Origin of the sequence: Cellvibrio sp. UBA7661 (assembly GCA_002483365.1) — a bacterium.
In the GTDB taxonomy this organism is placed as follows: Bacteria; Pseudomonadota; Gammaproteobacteria; order Pseudomonadales; family Cellvibrionaceae; genus Cellvibrio.
Map to the genome: position 1 here is coordinate 1 of DLHT01000002.1, position 18,942 is coordinate 18,942.

The window sequence follows — 18,942 nt, forward strand, 5'->3', positions numbered from 1 at the left end:
CGGCGCACGCCAATTGCGGACATTGAAGGCAGGATATTTTGCTAAGGATTAGAATTGTTTTGACGCCACATTTTCCTATTTTTCACAACAGTCGCTTGTTATAGCTTTTTCAGATATTTAGCTCAACAACCGTGTTTATTGTGTCATCGTACTCTTCACAGATTACGCGAACTTCAATAGCGATCTTGCCCGCTATCAGAGGGACTACCATGTACTCATCATCGAACGTCATGCGTCTTGTGTGGAGCAAGTCATCGATCTTTATCGTCATTTTTCTTCCTTCCAACCTTGTCCACCATCGTTGATTAATAGGGCGGATATTCGGTAAATCAAACTCGGGTCGAACTATACTTGAAAACCCCATAAATTCATTTCGTAGGCCAAGCCGAGAATGCAAACCTGATAACGCAGCAGCTTTCTCCTTCAATTTCTCTTCGTATTTATATTGAGCGCGTTCTATTGGATTAAATGGGATAGGGTTTTTCGGCTCACTATGTTTTTCACCTATTTCGTAGATAAGAACCCCTTCTGGGAACTCGATATCTACATAGATATTGTTTGCTTTAGCAGAACCGCTATTGGAAACCTCTATGACTAGCGCAGAGGAATAATTTTTAATTTTATAAAACGTCTCGCACTCCTTGTTGTAATCATCTAAATCCTTCTGGCTAGGGATCGAGCTGTTGTATTTTTCAATGTCTTGCTTTGAAATAAACTCGAGCAGATGCTCCTCAATGTCCTCGAATCTCAATGACTCTGGCATTTCAGTCTTTATATACGAATTGAAGTGCTCATCAACAACCGGAGGTGCTATATCAACGCCAATAGCTGGAATCTTTAACGATATCTTTGACTCAAGTTCTGTCACTCTTTCTCTCAGCTCTCTATTCTCCTTGCTAAGAGCCGTCAGCTCCTTAGAAAGAGCTTCCTCAGTACGAGCGTTATCTCCCCTAATCCACCCTATACCAGGCTTTTGCATAATCTGCTTCATCAGTGAAATAGAAACACTTTTTATAAGCTGATCTTTTGACTCCCAAAACTGGGCCATTTTAGAGTTCGTTAAAACCAACTCTCTAAATGCATTTATTTCTGAGAGATCATCATCCCGCTTGCCCTTTGACAAGGACACGGTGTCTTTCATCACAAATGCAAGGATCGGTATATTTTTCTCTAGCGCATACTCATATTCTTTTTGAGTAAAACTAATCCCTTCAGATGTTTTTGACCCATACCTCAAACCTAAAACAAGAACGTAGTAATCGCTCACCTCTATGGTTCTTCTAATTATTTCCCACTGATCCTCATCTTCAGCACTGAACATCTCCATGCCGATGGGTATATGGTACATCTCCAAGATAGCCTTGATGATACTTTCCCGTTCATCTGCTAAATCAGAGTAAGTTGAGCTTAAGAAAACTTGATACTTTGTTGATTTCAAGACTACTCCTAGATATTTCAACGATAGCTATAACGCCGAGTTCAGCAGCAGTTTTTAAGTTGTGGTTTTGTGGGATACTTTTGCGCAGCAAAACCACAAAGCCGCAACTTAAATTCTGCCCAAGCAGCGCAGTGAATGGGGCTGCAACGACTTGTAGGCCATGCCAATATACTGGAGATCATATATATTAAGCTGTGAATAATTTTTAGCGTACATTCCCATGATTTCCGACATTTTCGCTGGATCAGATTCGATTTTTTTAGAAATAACTTTAAACATTGATTTTCGAGCGAAAAGAAACTCTCGCTCATGCCCTCCAAAAGAAGCATTGATTTCCATATCTAATATAGGTGTGCCTACAGGGCAGTTAATCTTTAAGAGCGCTGCGGGAACATCTCTTAATGGTGATGCAAAATGCCTTTGTACTTTGTATTCTTCGGTACTCGTAGACATATAAGCCAAGTAGGTAAATGTTCCATCAGCGCCTATGGGAGGCAAGTAGGCGTCCACTGTAGCGCGATAAAGCATTACTTCTTGGCTCTCGGTTGCATTAATAATTAGAGAGTCTAATAATTTTGCTTTATCTTCCCAAAGAGAAGGAAGGTTTGATTTTTGAGATAATGTTGTGTTGATATGGTCAGCAAAACATTGCTCTTTGTCAAAAGGTGAATTGCCCTTGTATAGACTAAAAACTTCTTTCTCTACAATGGAAAGACTTTCGAAAAGAGGTTGCATTTTTTCTCCAAAGGCCTAACAGTTTATTAAATTGCACCAACTATATAACCCGCAGAACGTTATTCCAACTAATTCGTTGTGGTTTCGTATAACTCCAAAAAGTAGATGAACCATAAATCGATTTGGCTCGTGCTAAATCATAGGATTAACTATCACTCCGAATTAATTGCGGAGTGATACGGCACAAACAATCTTAATTAGTTGCCGCGCTCATTTGGCTGACTGTCCGCTGTGGGCACATTACCGCCCTTCAATCTGTTGGGGTTCGCACGCTCAGTCTGCGCGACTCGCCTTAACCTACAAATGCATATAAATAAATTGCGTTGGAATTTTAAGAAGTGAATAAAAGCTGATTGAAACTGCGTGGAGAGAAGCGAGGAGATTAGGGGCAGATGACGATGTAAAAAGAAATGCTTTTTAATGTCCATAATTCCATAGCAGCCAAGTCAGAGCTTATCCAAATTTCCATAGTGCTTTCCCTACTCTGCTGATACTGCTGTGGTCATTCCTATGACTGAAACCGCAAAGACTATGCGGTTTATTGCGCCAGATCATATTACACGTTATTACACGGTGCAACCGTGTGGAACTATAAGCTAGCCAAGCTTGAATGAACGATTACGATACTTGCTAATTTTGCTCGCCCGCTAATTCCAAAATGTTGTTAATGAGTTGCTCGCTAATAAAGTAACCCGATGCGAGAAGTGCTTGGAGCAAAGGTTTTACGGCGGGAATCTGATGATGTTTCTTTGCCAGTAATAAAACTCCAATCGCACCGATAATTTTTAGATGGTGATTCTTTGCAATCTCACGACCATTTTTTTCATCGATCAAAACAACCGCATTATTTTGTAGTGCAAACTCCAGCGCGGTTTGCTCACCTCGGTCAAGCGTAAGTAACGATGTGCGCACAATCGGGTCATCGACAGGAATCAACCAGGCGTTATCCAAGGCTCGCTGCACCTGCTGCGCATCGGAACGTGAAGGCTTATGCATACATTCGGCTAACACACTTTGCGTGATGTAGATTTTTCCGAATAGTTGTGGAAGCCGCTCAAGAAACCCAACTCTTGCTAATGCGAGTAATGGGCTTGTATCGGCAACTAATAATTGGTTAGTCGTTAAATTGCTCAAGCTCATGGGTTAATTCGTCCTTGGAATAATCGGTAACCGGGATTTTGCGTTCCGCTAAAAGATCCATCATCTCAGAGGGTGACACACCGGCCACACGCGCAGCTTGAGCCAGACCTATTTTGTGGTCGGCAAATAAATGCAATGCCATTGATACCCGCACGCCGGATTGCAGGAGCATTTCATCGAATGGCACCGCGACAAAAACCGGTTGGCCATGCTTGGTGATCAGCGATAAATGCCCGAGCTCTGCCTCGCGGATGAGCTCTCCGGTGCGGTTACGCAGGTCGCGTACTGTGAACATCTCCATAAAAACCTCAATTGTGCCATCAAGTGGTGGCACAATTTAACCTTCTATTTGATTAAGATTCAAGCAAATATCTGGTTTCCTGATTAAGGCTGTGACTAGGCCAACCAATCCCCCATCGCCCGCTGCCATATTTCAAAACGCTGCTGTAATGCGGTGTTTGGTTGTGGGGTGAATACATCTTCCTGTAATGGAGGTACCCAAGTTGTGGGTAAACCGGCGGCCATGCAGGCGGCACCTTGTACGGTTGCATCCGGGTTGTCGCTGCGGTGAACGTTGGCGTGGGTGAGGTCGGCAATTTTTTGGCAGACGGCGTCGGCTTTGCTGAAGCCGCCGCTGATGATGATTTTTTTGGTTGCGCCCAACTGATTCATTAATTGCACGTTGATAACAATTTGGAAAATAACCGATTCAATCCACGCGAGAATTTTTTGCTCTGGCGATAATGTTCTGCTGAACTGCGGTTGCAAATCGGTTCGCCAATAAGGTGCGCTTAATCCGCCCACGGCATTTAAAAAATAACAATCGCCTGCCGGATTTAATAACAGCGCTTGTTCCATTTTTTGCGGCGTAATATCCACACCGGTTTGTTCTTTTATAAAACCCATTGCAGACGCTGCGCCGTTTACGGTTGCCTCCCATGCGTAGAGAGGCTTGTGCACTGGCTCATGTTCACATTCATTTGCATAACAGGTTGGCGATGCAACTTGCATAGGTGATGATAAAAACGTTTGCGAAAAATTGGCTTGATACGGAAACCATAACGGGCTGATAAGCAAACCGTCTGGCGCGTGCAAATTGTCGCTAATGCGTTGGATAAATGCGCCTGTGCCGATATTAATGTACACACTATCTGGCTCAGGCAAACCGCGCGCAAAAAGTGATGCACCTTGGTCGCGCGCGCTGGCGGTGAAGGGAATTAAATGATCGCCCAGTTTTAGGTTACCGAAGTGACTATTGTGATAAAGGCATTGCGGTAATACCGCGCGTGGAATGTTGAACATATCCAATAACGTTTGATCCCACGCATTGTGCTGTAGGTTCCACAGCAATGTGCGCTGTGCGTGGCCGGGATCGACAAACACTCCGTCATACCCGCGAGCGCGGGTATCCAGCAAATGCCAGAACACATAACTGACAATCGGCCCAATGCTGAGGCGATTATCTTTTTGCGCTTGCGCAACGCGCGCATTATTGTCCAAACACCAACGCATTTTGCTTGCGCCGTAATGTGGCGATACACGCAAACCTGTTAATTGTTGTGCTTGCGTATGCGTGAGCGAAACGGCATTTAAATAGGGCTCGCCGCGAATATCTTGCCAGCTCAATACCGGCGTAAGCGCTTCACCGGTTTTATTATCCCAACATAAAAGCGATGAGCCCTGCCCTGCAAAACTCGCAGCTTTAATGCGTTTTACATCATCGCCAAGGTGTTGTTGGATGTTGTGCAAACACTCGCGAATGCCGGACAGAATTTCGTCGGGGTTTTGTTCAATATGCGGATACGCAGAATCGCCCACAACATCTTCCACAACATGATGCTGCGTGGCGCATGCGGCGGAATAGCTGCAGATGTGTTGTCCGGTGTGCGTGTAAACCGCAACGCGGCTGCTTTGGCCGCCCTGATCTATCGCTAAAAATAAATCAGTGGATGACAGATTGGTGGTGAGGAATGAATCGGAAATGCTGGAGGGTTTTGACATAACACTTGCCTAATGGGGTTATTAGGCAAGTGTAGGATGAAATGAAACTATTCGCCCCGCTCTTTACCGGCTACTCGCCTGAATGAGGGTTAGGCATAAATCCGGCGTAGGGAAAGGGAGTGACTTTATCGGCACCGCCTTTGATATCGATAATTTTGGCGGGGCCTTCTTTTTCCACTTCATCGATACGCACAATGGCGTGCATCGGAATGTAGGAGCGTTTTACACCTGCAAATTCATTTTTGAGCTTTTCTTCTGCCGGGTCGATCAACAGCCCGCTGCGCTCACCAAAGACAAACTCTTCAATTTCAATAAAGCCGTACATCTCACTTTGGTAAATCGCCGAGCAAAACACTTCGTAGACCTGACCCTGGTTAAGGAATATCACTTTATAAACGGGTTTGGTTGCCATAACTTTCTCTTGGTAACTCGCTGTATCACTGGATCAATCATAAAAACAGGGCGATGCATTCGGGCACCCTGCGAGGCCGCGCAGGATACCACAAGTATTTGCTATTCTCGCCTCACCTGAACATTTTTCATACAGGCCAGTTAGTCGATTCGGTTATGACGCGCGTTAATCCGCAACGATATTGACCGGTGCGGCGTGTTTTTGCGGTGCTTTCAATAATAGAAGCAAGGGCAAGGCGGCGATGGTTACCCACATCATCAATTGGAAATCTTGCAAGTAGGCCAAGGTGGCGGCCTGCCGCTGGACTTCACCGTTGATCGCCATCAACCCCTGCGTGGTGCTGATATCCCAATGACCGGACTCCCCGACTTTGGAAAGCGCCTGATTGTATGGGGTAATGTAATCGGCAAAGGCGGCGTGGTTTTTCTGGATGTTTTGCTGCAATTCCGCCATCACCACCGATATACCAATACTGCTGCCGATGTTGCGCGTCAGGCTAAACAGCGCTGTGCCTTCGTTGCGGTAGCGGCCTTCAAGGCTTGCAAAGGCGATGGCCGAGAGCGGCACAAAAATAAAGCCCAGACCAACCCCTTGTACAACGCTGGTGCGGATGATGTCCCAGCTGGTGATGCTGGTGTTGAACAGCGTCATTTCCCACAGCGATATGACCGTCAGCAATAACCCGAAAAACACCTGGTAGCGCGGATCGACTTTGCCTGCGATCCTGCCCACGACCATCATCGAAAACATCACACCCATACCGCGCGGCGCCATCACCAAGCCTACATCCACTACCGGATACCCCAGCAGGTTTTGCAAAAACGGGGGCAACAGCGCCATGGTGGCGAGCAAAATAACCCCCACTACAAACATAAAAATCAAACCGATGGAAAAGTTGCGATCTTTAAAAATCGCCGGTTCGATGAAGGGCTGTTTGTAGGTGAAGATGTGGCTGACAAACCAGTAAAACCCCAAACCCATCAGGACACATTCAGCAATAATTTCCGGGCTATGAAACCAGTTTTGGCTTTCGCCGCGGTCCAGCATCATCTGCAAGGCACCGATGCCCAAACTTAAAAACGCAAAGCCCAGCAAGTCAAAATGGCGGCTTTTATCGACCGTCGTTTCTTTCACACTCGCCATTACGCCCAACCACGCCAATATCCCCAGCGGCACGTTGATGTAAAACACCCAGCGCCAACTGTAATGTTCGGTGAGCAGACCACCCAGCGTCGGCCCGAGGATGGGCCCCAGCACCACGCCCATTCCCCACATCGCCATCGCCTGGCTGTGTTTTTCTCTGGGGTAAGTATCCAACAGAATCGATTGCGACAGCGGCACCAGCGCTGCACCGAATACACCCTGCAACAACCGGAATATCACCACTTGCGACAAATTCTGCGCCGCACCACAGAGCATGGAGGCGATGGTAAAACCGGCGATAGACCAGAGCATCAAACGCTTGCGGCCAAAACGATCGGACAAAAAACCGGTGAGCGGCAAGAAAATGGCTGCAGCGACAATATAAGACGTAAGCACCCAGGAAATTTGGTCTTGTGTCGCTGACATGCTGCCTTGCATATGGGGCAAAGCAACGTTGGCGATGGTGGTATCCAATGCCTGGATAATGGTCGCCAGCATCACCGAGGCGGTGATCAAACCTGCATTCACAGCAGGTTTGGTACTGGCGGCGACGGGTGTATGGTCAAGTGTTGCCTGTGACACAGCGTTTTACCTCGCTGGCGTTTAATCAAATCCTGTGGTTTATCAATTCTTTTTGATCAAATAGATAAGCCCAGCAGCGAACGTTTGTAACCTGTGTCAATTTCGATACGGGTACTCAAACCTGCCTGTAGCGCCGGAGCATTCTGGTTGGGCTTGATACTGATGCGCACCGGCACCCGCTGGGCGATCTTCACCCAGTTGCCGGTCGCGTTTTGCGCGGGGATGACTGAAAACTCGGCACCGGTTGCGGGGCTAATACTTTGTACTTCGCCCTCCCATGCGATATCCGGGTAGGTATCCACATGCACTTTTACGGTCTGGCCAACGCGCACGTGGGTTAAATCTGTCTCGATAAAATTCGCCTCTATCCACAGGTTATCGCTGGCCACCAATGACATCACCGCGCTACCCACCGCTAAAAATTCACCGACTTCTGGCGGCTTGGTGACTATGCCGTCTTTTGGCGCGGTGATGCGGGTGTAATCCAGATTCAGTTGCGCCTGCTCAACTTCGGCTTGTGCTGCGCGATAACTGGGGTGCTGCTCGATGGGCGCATCCGCATCGCCACCCAGGGATTCCGCAATGCGCTTGAGGTCGCGCTCAAGCGTAATCACCTGTTGGTCGCTAACACGGCGGGTGTGGCTCACTTCATCGTACGCCGCTTTGGCAACCAGCTTGCGTGTCGCCAGATTGGCCTGGCGCTGCTGCTCGGTAATGGCGTAGTCGCGGTTGGCCATCGCCAGTTGCAACTCGGATTGTTTTTCATCGTAGCTGGCATGTAAGGCTGCAAGGTTGGTGCGCACCTCGGCCAATTTGGCATCGGCCTTCGCAAGAGCAACCTGATAAGGTTTTTGATCCAATACCAGCATCAACTGCCCTGCTTTCACACTGTCATTTTCAGCCACCAAGCGCTCGGCGACCGCACCGGCAACTCGCGGGCGAATGCTGAGCACATCGGCTTTGGTATAGGCATTATCGGTGGTGGCATAACGGCCGCCGGACAAATAAATCGCTACGCCGAGCAATCCCAGTAACAACGGAATCACTACCAGTAATAAAAAGCGGCGTGATTTGAATGCATCAGTCATTTTTCACTTACCTCACTTTCGTCTCTTGTCTGCTGGCCTTTACTCATCGCCATCAGGTTTTCATGCACTTTGTTTAATCCCACAAACAGCGCTTGCTGCTGTTCAGCGGTTAAGCCAGCAAGGGCGCGCTGCTGGAACTCAGCCGATGCGGCGGTGATCATTTTCACGATGGGCGCAGCGGCAGGTGTTAAATACAGCTGGAAAGCGCGGCGGTCTTTAGGGTCGGGGCGACGTTCAATCCAACCCTGTTGCGCTAGCTGATCCAGCAGGCGCGCAAGGCTGATCGGCTGGATATCCATAAAATCGGCCAGATCTACCTGCCGGATTCCTTGCCAGCGACGCACACCCAGTAAGGCTTTGGCCTGAGATAAGGTGAGTTGGTACTGCTCAAAGTATTGGCCTGCAATGCGGCGTGTAAGCCGGACGTTATCTGCCAGCAGGAATCCGAGGCTTTCTTGCTCGGGAATCAAAGTCCCCATTGAATGGGGTTCAGCTGTATTTGATTCAGCCATACTTAATTCAGAATCGGGATCATAGGCTCTCATAGATCATCCTCATAAAAAGCTAAATATATAATATACATAGCTTACTATTTTCCAAAGATGACTTTGGCCTGAAGCAGGCGCGAAAAACGTCTTGTGGTTATAAGATGGCCAAGAAAAGCGAGGTGTTAGCCGGATTGGCTGTTTAAACGCTATACTGCGCGCCCTTTCCGTTTTTCCAGTCGATTGAATTATGAATTTCGCGTCCCTTGGCCTTGCGCCCGAACTCCTCCGTGCCGTTAAGGTAATTGGCTTTAAAACCTTGACTCCGGTACAGGAACAAGCCATTCCCGCCGCCCGCCGCGGTATAGATCTGCTCACTACCGCCCAAACCGGTACCGGTAAAACCGCGGCTTACAGCCTGCCGGTACTGCAGCAAATGCTGGAAAAGCCCAAAGGCACCGAAGCCGGTTTTGTGCGCACATTGATTCTTGCGCCAACGCGCGAGTTGGTGGAGCAAATCGCCAAGGCAATGCAGGAGTTTGCGCAGTTCACACCGTTCAAAATCGCCAGCGTTTATGGCGGCGTCAAAGTAACCAGCCAAGGCGCTAAATTGCGCGCGGGCGTAGACATTCTGGTCGCCACCCCTGGCCGCTTGAAAGAACACATCGAACTGGAAAACATCAGCCTCGCCAAAGTCGATTTTGTGGTATTGGATGAAGCTGACCGTATGCTGGATATGGGCTTTGTCACCGATATCCACGCCATCCTCACCAGCATTACGCGTAAACACCAGACGCTGTTTTTCTCGGCCACCGGTTCGCCGCTGGTGACCAATCTGTCCAAGCAAGCAATGAACCGCCCCACCCTGATTACGGTAAGCAAGCGCAACTCAGTCGCGGAGACGGTTGACCACGTGCTCTACCCAGTGGACAGCACGCGTAAATACGAGCTGTTTATCCAGTTGCTGCGCGAGCAAAACTGGTATCAGGTGATGGTATTCAGCAGCACCCGCGAAGAGGCGGAGAATCTCACCAAAGCACTGAAAGTAGATAAGATCGATGCCGCCGTTATCCACAGCGAGAAAACCCAGGGCTCGCGTCGCCGCGCCTTGCAAGAATTCAAAGAAGGCAAACTACAGGTATTGGTCGCCACCGAAGTGGCTGCACGCGGGCTGGATATCCAAGGCCTGGATTACGTTGTGAACCTCGACCTGCCTTTCTTTACTGAAGATTATGTACACCGCGTCGGCCGTACCGGTCGCGCCGGTAAAAAAGGTGTGGCTATCTCGTTGGTGACACCAGCAGAAGAACACAAAATCTCGCTGATTGAAGAAGTGATTGGCACCAAGATCAAGCGCGAAAAAATCAAAGGCTTTGAAGTGACCGAGCAAGTCGTCAAAGTGGTTTCCAAACCCACTGGCTTAATGAAGCTGGCCGCCAAACCTGCCGGTAGATCCAAAGCAGGCGATCCAAAAAAATCCGCGTTTGCCAAAGCGGGAGCCAAATCGGGCAAAGGCGCAAGCACCGCTAAAACGACATCCAAACCAAAACGTGCAGGCTCTAAAGATGCGCGCCCCGCCAGCACCCTCGGCCGCTCGACTCGCCCGAAGAAGAAATAATCCCTGCTTAAATCCCTCCCAACCTCCCTTTTTCAAAGGGAGGAGCTTACTCCCCTCTTTAACAAAGAAGGGCTGGGGGAGATTAAAAACCTTAAACTGACAGCCAATAAAAAAGCCGCTTGCGGAAATCCGGAAGCGGCTTTTTTATGCTGACGAACAATCAATGAGTGATTAAAAATCAATCATTTAAGTCTTCATCTTCATCCAACTCATCAAACTCGTTGCGCGCTTTACGCATGCCGTGCACCGCGAGGATTTCCACATAAAAGCTCTCGCCACCGGCGGCTTTTACTTCATCCATTTTTTTGGTGATCTCGCCCAACCGAACTACTTCGGCGGTCGCCTCTGTTTCACCAAATTTGCAATCAAACGCCCAGAAATCCACACCTTGTGGAAGGGTTTTACGGCGCTCGCGCTTCACGTATTTGCGCACTTCATGCTTGATCGCCTCCAACAAACGGTCGGGATGTTTGCCTTCGATGTTAAGTTTGAATGTCTTTTTCATGGAGCACCTGCATAGGGTAATAAGCACGAGGGCGCGCATCTTACCCGAATCCGGCCTTGTGCGCCTCAGTGAATCCGTAATGAGCCAAACAAATGATGATTCCGTGCCGTTAACCGCCTATAATGCCCGCCTTATTTTCTGTGTGCTTTTTAACCAGCACAACGCACCGGTTAGCCAAATCCAAGCAGGTAGTAGTTCGATGTCCACCACTGAAGCGCCGATCAAAAAACTCTACATCAAAACCCACGGTTGCCAGATGAATGAATACGATTCATCCCGTATGCGCGATCTGTTGGGCGAATCCCACAATATGGTGGCCACTGAAAACCCGGAAGAAGCAGATGTCATTCTCATCAACACCTGCTCCATCCGCGAAAAAGCGCAAGAGAAGCTGTTCCATGAACTGGGTCGCTGGAAAAACCTGAAAAAGAAAAACCCCGAGCTGGTGATTGGTGTGGGCGGCTGTGTAGCCAGTCAGGAAGGTGCGGCGATTGCCGAGCGTGCACCTTATGTGGATTTGATTTTTGGCCCGCAAACCCTGCACCGCCTGCCGGAAATGATGGAAACCAAAAAGAGCAACGGCGTTGTCGTGGTGGATGTGAGCTTTCCCGAAATTGAAAAATTCGACAATTTGCCGCAACCCGATGCCGATGGCGTAAGCGCGTTTGTATCTATCATGGAAGGCTGCTCCAAATACTGCACCTTCTGCGTTGTGCCTTACACCCGCGGTGAAGAAGTCAGCCGCCCCGTTGCCGATGTAATGGCAGAAATTCTCCATTTGGCAAAACAAGGTGTGCGCGAAGTCAATTTGCTCGGCCAAAACGTCAATGCTTATCGCGGTGAAGCAACCGATGGCACGGTTGTAGATCTGGCTGAGTTGATCACTTATGTCGCGGCCGTGGATGGTATTGACCGCATCCGTTTTACTACATCGCACCCGGTTGAATTTACCGATTCATTGATCGAGGTTTACAACCAGGTTCCGGAATTGGTTAGTCATTTACATTTACCCGTCCAGAGCGGTTCTGATCGTATTCTGATGGCGATGAAGCGTGGCCACACTGTATTGGAATACAAATCCAAACTGCGTCGTATTAAAAAGAATCGCCCGAATATCAGCTTCTCTTCAGATTTTATTATCGGCTTCCCGGGTGAAACCGATGCGGATTTTGAAGCAACCATGAAGCTGATTCACGATATGGATTTTGATACATCCTACAGCTTTATTTACAGCGCCCGCCCGGGCACACCGGCTGCAGACTTCCCGGATGACACACCGGAAGATGTGAAAAAACAGCGCCTTGCGATTTTGCAAGACCGCATCACCCAACAAGCCATGGCGATTAGCCGTCGTATGGTAGGCAACACCGAACGCATTCTGGTGAATGGTTATTCCAAAAAAGATCCGGGCCAGTTGTGCGGCCGCACCGAAAACAACCGCGTGGTGAACTTCCGCTGCGACAATGCCGATCTGATTGGAAAGTTTGCGGACATCCTGATTGAAGAGGCGCTGACCAATTCCTTGCGCGGCACTTTGATCAGCTCTGAACTGGATGCCGATTGGGTAAAGTAAAAACCTCAGCAACAAAAGCACCCAAAGAAAAACCCCGCGCTGGTAACACCAACGCGGGATTTTTGTTTACAAGAACCGCTAATAATAATTAACAGTTCTCGTCGGATACCTCTTCGCAAGTATCCTCTATACCATCCTTGATTTCATCGGCCGCGTCATCCAATTTGTCGCGGGTATTATCAAGCGCCTCATCAACATTTTCGCCCATCTTTTCTGCAGCTCCATCATTGGAATCACATGCGGCTAATGGGAAAGCTAACAAAGCGATGATAAATACACGTGTTAGATAATTCATAAAATATCCCTCTGTATTGTTTGAATCGACACAAAATATATAGCGTATAACGTGCCAACTTTGTAAAAACCAGTAATAGCAAGGGAAAGAGGTTATTATCAAAAGATAACAGTTAATCAAGGCAAGAAATTTTTGCAAAATTTACAACGCAATCGCCTGACAAATACAACAATCCAAACCTGCTCTCTCTATTTTGACTTGTCATTGACTAAACAGTTTTCTTATTGCAGAACTGCTTCAAGCTGTGCAAGGGAAACCGGCTTTAACAAACTGGATGCAATACCTGATTCAGATGCCCGCTGTGGATTAATGTTTTCACCGCTGGCAACAATAATACGTACATCCGGATTGCGTTCATGAATGCGAGCAGCACATTCGTAACCATTCATATCCGGCAAATGTAAATCTACTAAAACAGCATGTAAACGCTGCTTATCCAATTCACGTAATGCATCTGCTCCATATTGCGCACTGCAGACATCCCAACCGAGCAAGGTCAGTAAACCGGTCATAGCGGCTAAGGTGTCTGCATCATCTTCCACAACCAAAATCGATTTTCCACGAGACAACGCCTGCGCTTGTCCAGACAAAACGGGATTGGCTCGTGGTAAAAATCGTGCCATACAACTGTAGAGTTGTGCCTGATCCAGCGGTTTACCTAAATACGCGGTAAAGCCCGATTCAAAACAGCGGTCCATGTCTCCTTTCATATGGGCCGCGGTCAGTGCAATTAACGGTAAAGTAAACCCTTCATAACGCAATTGTTTTGCCGCTTGATGCCCATCCATTACCGGCATGTGGATGTCCATCAACACTAAATCAAATTTCCTCCCATGAGATTTATCGCTATTGATAATACGAACAGCATCTGCACCATCGGTTGCGTAAACAACTTCTACGCCTGTCAATTGAATAAAATGCCCGATTAACATACGAATATCCCGAAGATCATCGGCAACCAATACTCGGCCACAGAAAGCGGGAATTTGTATGTTGTGTTGTTTTTCCACCTCAAAATCAAGGCTTAGCATTTCTGTTGCCGCACATTCAGCCTCGTCTACAGGCAGCGTAAAACTGAATTCACTACCAACACCGACAACACTTTCAACCTGTATGCTCCCACCTAACCGTTCAACCAGTTGCTTACTGATATTGAGCCCCAAACCCGTGCCAGAACGAGGATGCACCTGAGCGCTTTTTGATTGCACGAAGGGTTCAAAAATCACGTTAAGTGATTCAGCACAAATACCGATTCCTGAATCTTTAATTGAAAAGCGCAGTTTCTTTTGTTGGTCTTCTTCAACCCAATCAATTTTTAAAACCACTCCGCCTTGATAAGTAAACTTAATGGCATTGCCCATCAGATTTAACAAAATTTGGCGCAACCGCATAGGGTCAGTATAAATAGTGACAGGAAGATGCTGGAGAGCTTCTATTCGCAACTGTAAATTTTTATCCTGCGCAGCACCTTGCATTAAAAAATAAATATCTGTTAAAAACGCAGACAGCGCAACGTGCTGTTTTTCAAACTCAAGTTTACCCGCCTCAATTTTGGAAAGATCCAAAATATCGTTAAGTAAACCTAACAAATGCTTTCCATTGCGATGAACGATACGCAAATGGGCTGAGTTTTCAGAATTATTACTTTTATTTAACAGCAGCTCTGTGAAACCCAAAATTGCTGACAAGGGAGTTCTTAATTCGTGGCTAAGATGAGCCAAAAATTCACTCTTTGATCGGTTCTCCGCCTCCGCTTTTAATCGCTCCACCCGCTCTTTTTCTACTTCGTTTCGTGCCAAAGCATAACGGATGGCGCGGGCAAGTTGTTCTGCGTTCAGATTGGATTTGACTAAATAATCAACTGCCCCTGCTTGCAAGGCTTGGCGATCAACCTCAATTTGATGCATTCCTGTCAATAAAATAACAGGTCCGGAAAAACCAACTTCATGGGCAAACTTTAATAATTCGATACCATCATGTGCTCCCAATTTGTAGTCCATCAAACAGAGATCATGCCGGTTCTCCTGCAAGAGTATTTGGCCTGCCTCATAGGTTGGAGCCCAATCCAAAACGTAGGCTTTGCTAATGTCAGTTAATAAATCTTTAACGAGAATAAAATCATCTTCATCATCGTCAATAATTAGTAACGTTGCATTTTGCACAGGGCTCTCCTAAGAATCTATTAAACCTAATAGTTCTATCAAGCTTAATAAATCCATTACATCTAATTAATCGATCAGGGCAGCTCTACAAATTCAACCCAATATTTACCCAGTGTGCGCATTAATTCAACTAACGCATCGAATGTAACTGGTTTGGGAATATAGGAGGCAGCACCAAGGTCATAACCTTTGACCATGTCTTCTTCTGCTTTTGAAGTGGTGAGAATAACAACGGGAATTCGTCGCAAACGTGGGTCGGCTTTAATTTTTGCCAACGCTTCGCGCCCATCCATTTTGGGCATATTTAAATCCAATAAAATTAAGCCCGGCATCGGATATTGGGCTCTATCACTAAATTGCCCATCCCCATGTAAGTAATTCAAAAGTTGCACACCATTTTCTACAAAATGTAGCTCATTCAATACGCGGCTTTCGTACATTGCTTCTTGCGCTAATAAACGATCATCAGCATCGTCATCTGCCATCAAAATCACTAATGCTTTTTTAGGAATATTCATAAGTACATCCTGGTTGATGAAATAGCGACATCATTCTGCTATTAAGCATCTGTAAGCAGATCACTTAGAGGTTCTATAGTAGTTTGTGTCATAGGTAAAAATAATGTGAACACAGCTCCCTCTCCCGACTCACTCCGGGCGGTAATGATACCGCCGTGTCGCTCGATAATTTTTCGACACAACGCCAAGCCTATACCCGTGCCAGAATACTCATCTCGCCCATGAAGTCGCTGGAATAAACTGAACACGCGTTCTGCATATTGAGATTCAAAACCAATCCCTTGATCTGCAAACTGTATACGACACCACATACGCGCATCATCAGCCAAAGGTGAAGCCAAATTCGCTTCACTTGTCACAGTAACAATCGGTCTATGTCCAGGCGCATGGAATTTCAAACTATTGGCAATTAAATTCATAAACACTTGTGCAATTTGGCTTCCGTCTGCTTCAATCACCGGAAGTGGATCTATATGCACCTGCGCGCCACTATCTTCAATTGCGTAATCAAGGTCATCCATAACCCTGTGTATAATTTCAGTCAAATTTTGGGGAACAAATGAACGCTGACTGGTCGTCACACGCGAAAAACTAAGCAAATCATCTATGAGTGCCGACATACGTTCCGATGCAGCCTGCATACGCAACACATAATCAGATCCCACCTCACCCAATTCGATGGAAAATTTCTGCTGCAGCCGATCGCCAAAGGCTCGAATTTTTCTTAATGGCTCTTGCAAGTCATGTGATGCCACAAAAGCAAACTCTTCAAGCTCCCTATTACTACGCTGCAACTCTTCCGAATATTGCAACAACGCTTGGGTGCGCACGCCTACCTTCTCTTCCAGTTCCACATTGGCTTTTGATAGCGCCACATTCAACTCGGCAACTTCGCTTGCATTGCGATACCAGATATAAAAAATCCCCATCGATAAAAATAAACCAATACAATTGGCTAATAACAAAGCAACAACAATAAATTGACGATTCTCGGCAGCCACTATTTTATTTCTGTTTAGCTGCGATAATTCTTCGTTTTCCATTTCCTCTAGCAGCAGGGAAATGGTTCGCATTAATTCAACTCCCTCTTCTTTTTTCACTTCACGCACTGCGGCACGTATTTTCTCCCGATCCGTCAACACCACTATCCTCTGCATTTCAGCGATTTTATTGAGCACATGTTTTTTAAGTGCCTCAAAACGAGCACGTTGAACGGAATGCTCTTGCGTTGCAGCTTCAAGCTGGTCAAGAAGGTCATCTACCACTCGCAATGTTTTATGATAAGGAGCTAGATAATCTGCATCTTCCGTTAACAGGTAACCTCTTTGACTTGATTCCGCCGCCACTAATTCGCGACTCAAATCTTTAATCAAGTTAATCGTGAGTGAGGTATTGTTAATACTGATGTTATTTTGGGTAATTAGGTCAATAGAACGATATGCAAGAACAGCACTTACAACAAAAAAAGTAATGGCTGCGGCAAGTGCCATTACCCAAACTGAATTGGGTAGTTTATTGATAATAAACTGGTTTAATGAACTGTTATTGGCGGCCTGATTTCCCTCCATCACTAGCCCTCATCCTTGAGAGCGTCGGTTTTTACAAATGTTGTATCCTGCAGCGTATCCAACAATTGACTACAGCGGTGACACTCGGACAAAATAATTTCAAATATACTGATTGCTTTGCGAATATCACCTGTGCGCTCAAGGGTTAGCTTGCCCAATTCTGCATTCACTGAAATGGTATTTAATGGATTACGTAAATCATGTACAAAGCGATTCTTTTCTCCGTCCATACACTCCTCATACTTCTACATCATTGTAACTATTCAACCGGTTATACAGTGTTTTGAGGCTGATACCCAAAACATCTGCAGCTTGTTTTTTGTCGCCATCAAAGTGTTTCAAGGTGGATTCAATTAACTCTCGCTCCACCTCTTCCACTGTTTTTCCAACACGAATGCCGGCTTGGGATTGTGGAGTAATTTTTGAAAAAGGTGATGTCAAATTATCGGGCAATACCAATAGCTGCCGCTGTTGATCTGCCATGATGTAGGCGCGATGGATAGCATGTCGCAGTTCACGCACATTACCGGGCCAATCATATTCCATCAGACGTTTGAGCGATTCATCACTGATGCCTATATCACCCGCATATTCCAGATTAAAATTTGATAAAAAGTGCTGCACCAGCAAAGGAATATCTTCTTTACGTGCACGCAATGGCGGTATGTGAATAGGAAATACTGCCAATCTAAAGTAAAGATCTTCGCGCAAACAGCCTTCTACCGCCATATCTTGTTCTGAGCGATTGGTTGCTGAAACAACACGGCACTCAATATCGACACTTGATGTAGAGCCAAGACGAGTCACCTTTTGGGTCTCCAACACACGCAAAAGATTGGGCTGTAAATCAATGGGCATTTCGGTGATTTCATCAAGAAACAGTGTGCCTTTATTGGCTTGCTCAAACACACCTATTTTACGGTGAGTCGCTCCAGTAAAAGCTCCTTTTTCATGGCCAAATAATTCACTGTTAATTAACTCGCGGGAAAAGGCACCGCAATTAGCGGCAACATATGCGCCTTCTATTTGGCTGGCATAATGAATTGCGGCGGCAACCATTTCTTTGCCCACTCCGCTTTCACCTAACAACATTACATTGGCTTTAGTTGCCGAGACCCGCTCAATCATTTCATAGACACGCTGCATAGGTGCAGATTCACCCACCAAATGATTGAAATGTAAATTAACGGAGGGTTTTGTTTTTTGGCTGGAAGATATTTTTTCTTCAAATAAAGATTCCAATTGCTGTAAATCAATTGGCTTAATCAAATAGCTTATATTGGATCCATATAAATTTTTGACTATTGATTTAATAGAGGGATGACCAGTGATTAATGTTATCTTGGTATTATGTTGCGCAGGTAAAGCTTCTAATAAATGTAGCCCACTACCATCAGGAAGAATCAAATCCAAAATCATATGCGTATACTGATTCGACCCCATTAATTCCCGCGCTTGGGTCACGGAATCTGTCGCCGTAACATGGTGACCCAGTAAGCTGAGTAATTGTACTGTTGCATCAAGAAATCGCTTGTCATCATCAACTAATAAGACTTCTGCCACTATCAATACCCTCATGTTGGCCAACTAAGCATCCGGGCTCATTCTAGCATCAGTCAGATAAAATAAAGCAGTCTATATAATCAACTTAGCGATGCAATTCACTATTTAGATGCCAA

At 46.4% G+C, this 18,942-nt stretch carries 18 protein-coding genes; 2 read left to right on the forward strand and 16 right to left on the reverse strand.

Annotated features, from left to right (window positions below; all coding sequences use genetic code 11):
* Positions 1–109: 109 nt before the first annotated feature.
* The 9 genes from B2739_RS00025 to B2739_RS00065 all read right to left on the reverse strand — a co-directional run bounded on the left by B2739_RS00025 (position 110) and on the right by B2739_RS00065 (position 9,084).
* Positions 110–1,438: a DUF4062 domain-containing protein gene (locus tag B2739_RS00025; RefSeq protein ID WP_331343832.1), complete on the reverse strand. Its 1,329-nt coding sequence runs from the start codon at positions 1,436–1,438 to the stop codon at positions 110–112.
* A 108-nt stretch (positions 1,439–1,546) separates the two neighbouring features.
* Positions 1,547–2,173, reverse strand: a complete 627-nt coding sequence (locus tag B2739_RS00030; protein WP_331343833.1) for an ADP-ribosyltransferase — start codon at positions 2,171–2,173, stop codon at positions 1,547–1,549.
* A gap of 630 nt (positions 2,174–2,803) precedes the next feature.
* The gene (locus B2739_RS00035; protein ID WP_331343834.1) at positions 2,804–3,313 is read right to left on the reverse strand and encodes a DUF3368 domain-containing protein; all 510 of its coding nucleotides are present in this window, start codon (positions 3,311–3,313) and stop codon (positions 2,804–2,806) included.
* Positions 3,288–3,647: a type II toxin-antitoxin system prevent-host-death family antitoxin gene (locus B2739_RS00040; protein ID WP_331343835.1), complete on the reverse strand. Its 360-nt coding sequence runs from the start codon at positions 3,645–3,647 to the stop codon at positions 3,288–3,290. The genes B2739_RS00035 and B2739_RS00040 overlap by 26 nt, the downstream gene beginning before the upstream one ends.
* Positions 3,648–3,709: 62 nt before the next feature.
* On the reverse strand, positions 3,710–5,314 hold the full coding sequence (locus B2739_RS00045) for an FGGY family carbohydrate kinase (RefSeq protein WP_331343836.1): 1,605 nt from the start codon (positions 5,312–5,314) through the stop codon (positions 3,710–3,712).
* Between the two features lie 70 nt (positions 5,315–5,384).
* Positions 5,385–5,726, reverse strand: a complete 342-nt coding sequence (locus B2739_RS00050; protein WP_331343837.1) for a DUF1820 family protein — start codon at positions 5,724–5,726, stop codon at positions 5,385–5,387.
* A gap of 165 nt (positions 5,727–5,891) precedes the next feature.
* The gene (locus tag B2739_RS00055; protein WP_331343838.1) at positions 5,892–7,451 is read right to left on the reverse strand and encodes a DHA2 family efflux MFS transporter permease subunit; all 1,560 of its coding nucleotides are present in this window, start codon (positions 7,449–7,451) and stop codon (positions 5,892–5,894) included.
* A 56-nt stretch (positions 7,452–7,507) separates the two neighbouring features.
* Entirely contained in the window at positions 7,508–8,539 is a 1,032-nt protein-coding gene (locus B2739_RS00060; RefSeq protein WP_331343839.1) for an HlyD family secretion protein, read from the reverse strand.
* On the reverse strand, positions 8,536–9,084 hold the full coding sequence (locus B2739_RS00065) for a MarR family transcriptional regulator (RefSeq protein ID WP_331343840.1): 549 nt from the start codon (positions 9,082–9,084) through the stop codon (positions 8,536–8,538). Before B2739_RS00065 ends, B2739_RS00060 begins: the two co-directional genes overlap by 4 nt.
* Before the next feature lie 190 nt (positions 9,085–9,274).
* Here B2739_RS00065 and B2739_RS00070 point away from each other — a divergent pair, with 190 nt between their 5' ends.
* Complete coding sequence (locus B2739_RS00070; RefSeq protein WP_331343841.1) at positions 9,275–10,642, forward strand: DEAD/DEAH box helicase; 1,368 nt, start codon at positions 9,275–9,277, stop codon at positions 10,640–10,642.
* 178 nt (positions 10,643–10,820) lie between these two features.
* On the opposite strand, the gene B2739_RS00075 is transcribed toward B2739_RS00070, so the two are convergent.
* Positions 10,821–11,147: a DUF6172 family protein gene (locus B2739_RS00075; RefSeq protein WP_331343842.1), complete on the reverse strand. Its 327-nt coding sequence runs from the start codon at positions 11,145–11,147 to the stop codon at positions 10,821–10,823.
* Positions 11,148–11,346: 199 nt separating this feature from the next.
* On the opposite strand from B2739_RS00075, the gene miaB reads away from it, so the two are divergent.
* Positions 11,347–12,720 carry a tRNA (N6-isopentenyl adenosine(37)-C2)-methylthiotransferase MiaB gene (miaB, locus tag B2739_RS00080; RefSeq protein ID WP_331343884.1) on the forward strand — a complete coding sequence of 458 codons (1,374 nt, stop codon included), beginning with the start codon at positions 11,347–11,349 and terminating at the stop codon, positions 12,718–12,720.
* An 88-nt stretch (positions 12,721–12,808) separates the two neighbouring features.
* Here miaB and B2739_RS00085 read toward each other — a convergent pair whose 3' ends face one another.
* The 6 genes from B2739_RS00085 to B2739_RS00110 all read right to left on the reverse strand — a co-directional run bounded on the left by B2739_RS00085 (position 12,809) and on the right by B2739_RS00110 (position 18,841).
* Positions 12,809–13,015 (reverse strand): hypothetical protein, encoded by a 207-nt coding sequence (locus tag B2739_RS00085; protein ID WP_331343843.1) that lies wholly within the window; start codon positions 13,013–13,015, stop codon positions 12,809–12,811.
* A 221-nt stretch (positions 13,016–13,236) separates the two neighbouring features.
* Complete coding sequence (locus tag B2739_RS00090) at positions 13,237–15,177, reverse strand: response regulator (RefSeq protein ID WP_331343844.1); 1,941 nt, start codon at positions 15,175–15,177, stop codon at positions 13,237–13,239.
* A 74-nt stretch (positions 15,178–15,251) separates the two neighbouring features.
* Positions 15,252–15,695: a response regulator gene (locus B2739_RS00095; RefSeq protein ID WP_331343845.1), complete on the reverse strand. Its 444-nt coding sequence runs from the start codon at positions 15,693–15,695 to the stop codon at positions 15,252–15,254.
* Positions 15,696–15,736: 41 nt separating this feature from the next.
* The gene (locus B2739_RS00100; RefSeq protein WP_331343885.1) at positions 15,737–17,263 is read right to left on the reverse strand and encodes a sensor histidine kinase; all 1,527 of its coding nucleotides are present in this window, start codon (positions 17,261–17,263) and stop codon (positions 15,737–15,739) included.
* Positions 17,264–17,265: 2 nt separating this feature from the next.
* Positions 17,266–17,493, reverse strand: a complete 228-nt coding sequence (locus tag B2739_RS00105) for a histidine kinase dimerization/phospho-acceptor domain-containing protein (RefSeq protein WP_331343846.1) — start codon at positions 17,491–17,493, stop codon at positions 17,266–17,268.
* A 7-nt stretch (positions 17,494–17,500) separates the two neighbouring features.
* Positions 17,501–18,841: a sigma-54 dependent transcriptional regulator gene (locus B2739_RS00110; protein ID WP_331343847.1), complete on the reverse strand. Its 1,341-nt coding sequence runs from the start codon at positions 18,839–18,841 to the stop codon at positions 17,501–17,503.
* Between the last annotated feature and the right edge of the window lie 101 nt (positions 18,842–18,942).

Bases quoted from the DNA above. Each gene is read 5' to 3' on its own strand.
- B2739_RS00030 (WP_331343833.1), bottom strand. From the start codon at position 2,173: ATGCAACCTCTTTTCGAAAGTCTTTCCATTGTAGAGAAAGAAGTTTTT.
- B2739_RS00035 (WP_331343834.1), bottom strand. From the start codon at position 3,313: ATGAGCTTGAGCAATTTAACGACTAACCAATTATTAGTTGCCGATACA.
- B2739_RS00045 (WP_331343836.1), bottom strand. From the start codon at position 5,314: ATGTCAAAACCCTCCAGCATTTCCGATTCATTCCTCACCACCAATCTG.
- B2739_RS00050 (WP_331343837.1), bottom strand. From the start codon at position 5,726: ATGGCAACCAAACCCGTTTATAAAGTGATATTCCTTAACCAGGGTCAG.
- B2739_RS00060 (WP_331343839.1), bottom strand. From the start codon at position 8,539: ATGACTGATGCATTCAAATCACGCCGCTTTTTATTACTGGTAGTGATT.
- B2739_RS00065 (WP_331343840.1), bottom strand. From the start codon at position 9,084: ATGAGAGCCTATGATCCCGATTCTGAATTAAGTATGGCTGAATCAAAT.
- B2739_RS00070 (WP_331343841.1), top strand. From the start codon at position 9,275: ATGAATTTCGCGTCCCTTGGCCTTGCGCCCGAACTCCTCCGTGCCGTT.
- B2739_RS00075 (WP_331343842.1), bottom strand. From the start codon at position 11,147: ATGAAAAAGACATTCAAACTTAACATCGAAGGCAAACATCCCGACCGT.
- miaB (WP_331343884.1), top strand. From the start codon at position 11,347: ATGTCCACCACTGAAGCGCCGATCAAAAAACTCTACATCAAAACCCAC.
- B2739_RS00085 (WP_331343843.1), bottom strand. From the start codon at position 13,015: ATGAATTATCTAACACGTGTATTTATCATCGCTTTGTTAGCTTTCCCA.
- B2739_RS00095 (WP_331343845.1), bottom strand. From the start codon at position 15,695: ATGAATATTCCTAAAAAAGCATTAGTGATTTTGATGGCAGATGACGAT.
- B2739_RS00100 (WP_331343885.1), bottom strand. From the start codon at position 17,263: ATGGAGGGAAATCAGGCCGCCAATAACAGTTCATTAAACCAGTTTATT.
- B2739_RS00105 (WP_331343846.1), bottom strand. From the start codon at position 17,493: ATGGACGGAGAAAAGAATCGCTTTGTACATGATTTACGTAATCCATTA.
- B2739_RS00110 (WP_331343847.1), bottom strand. From the start codon at position 18,841: ATGAGGGTATTGATAGTGGCAGAAGTCTTATTAGTTGATGATGACAAG.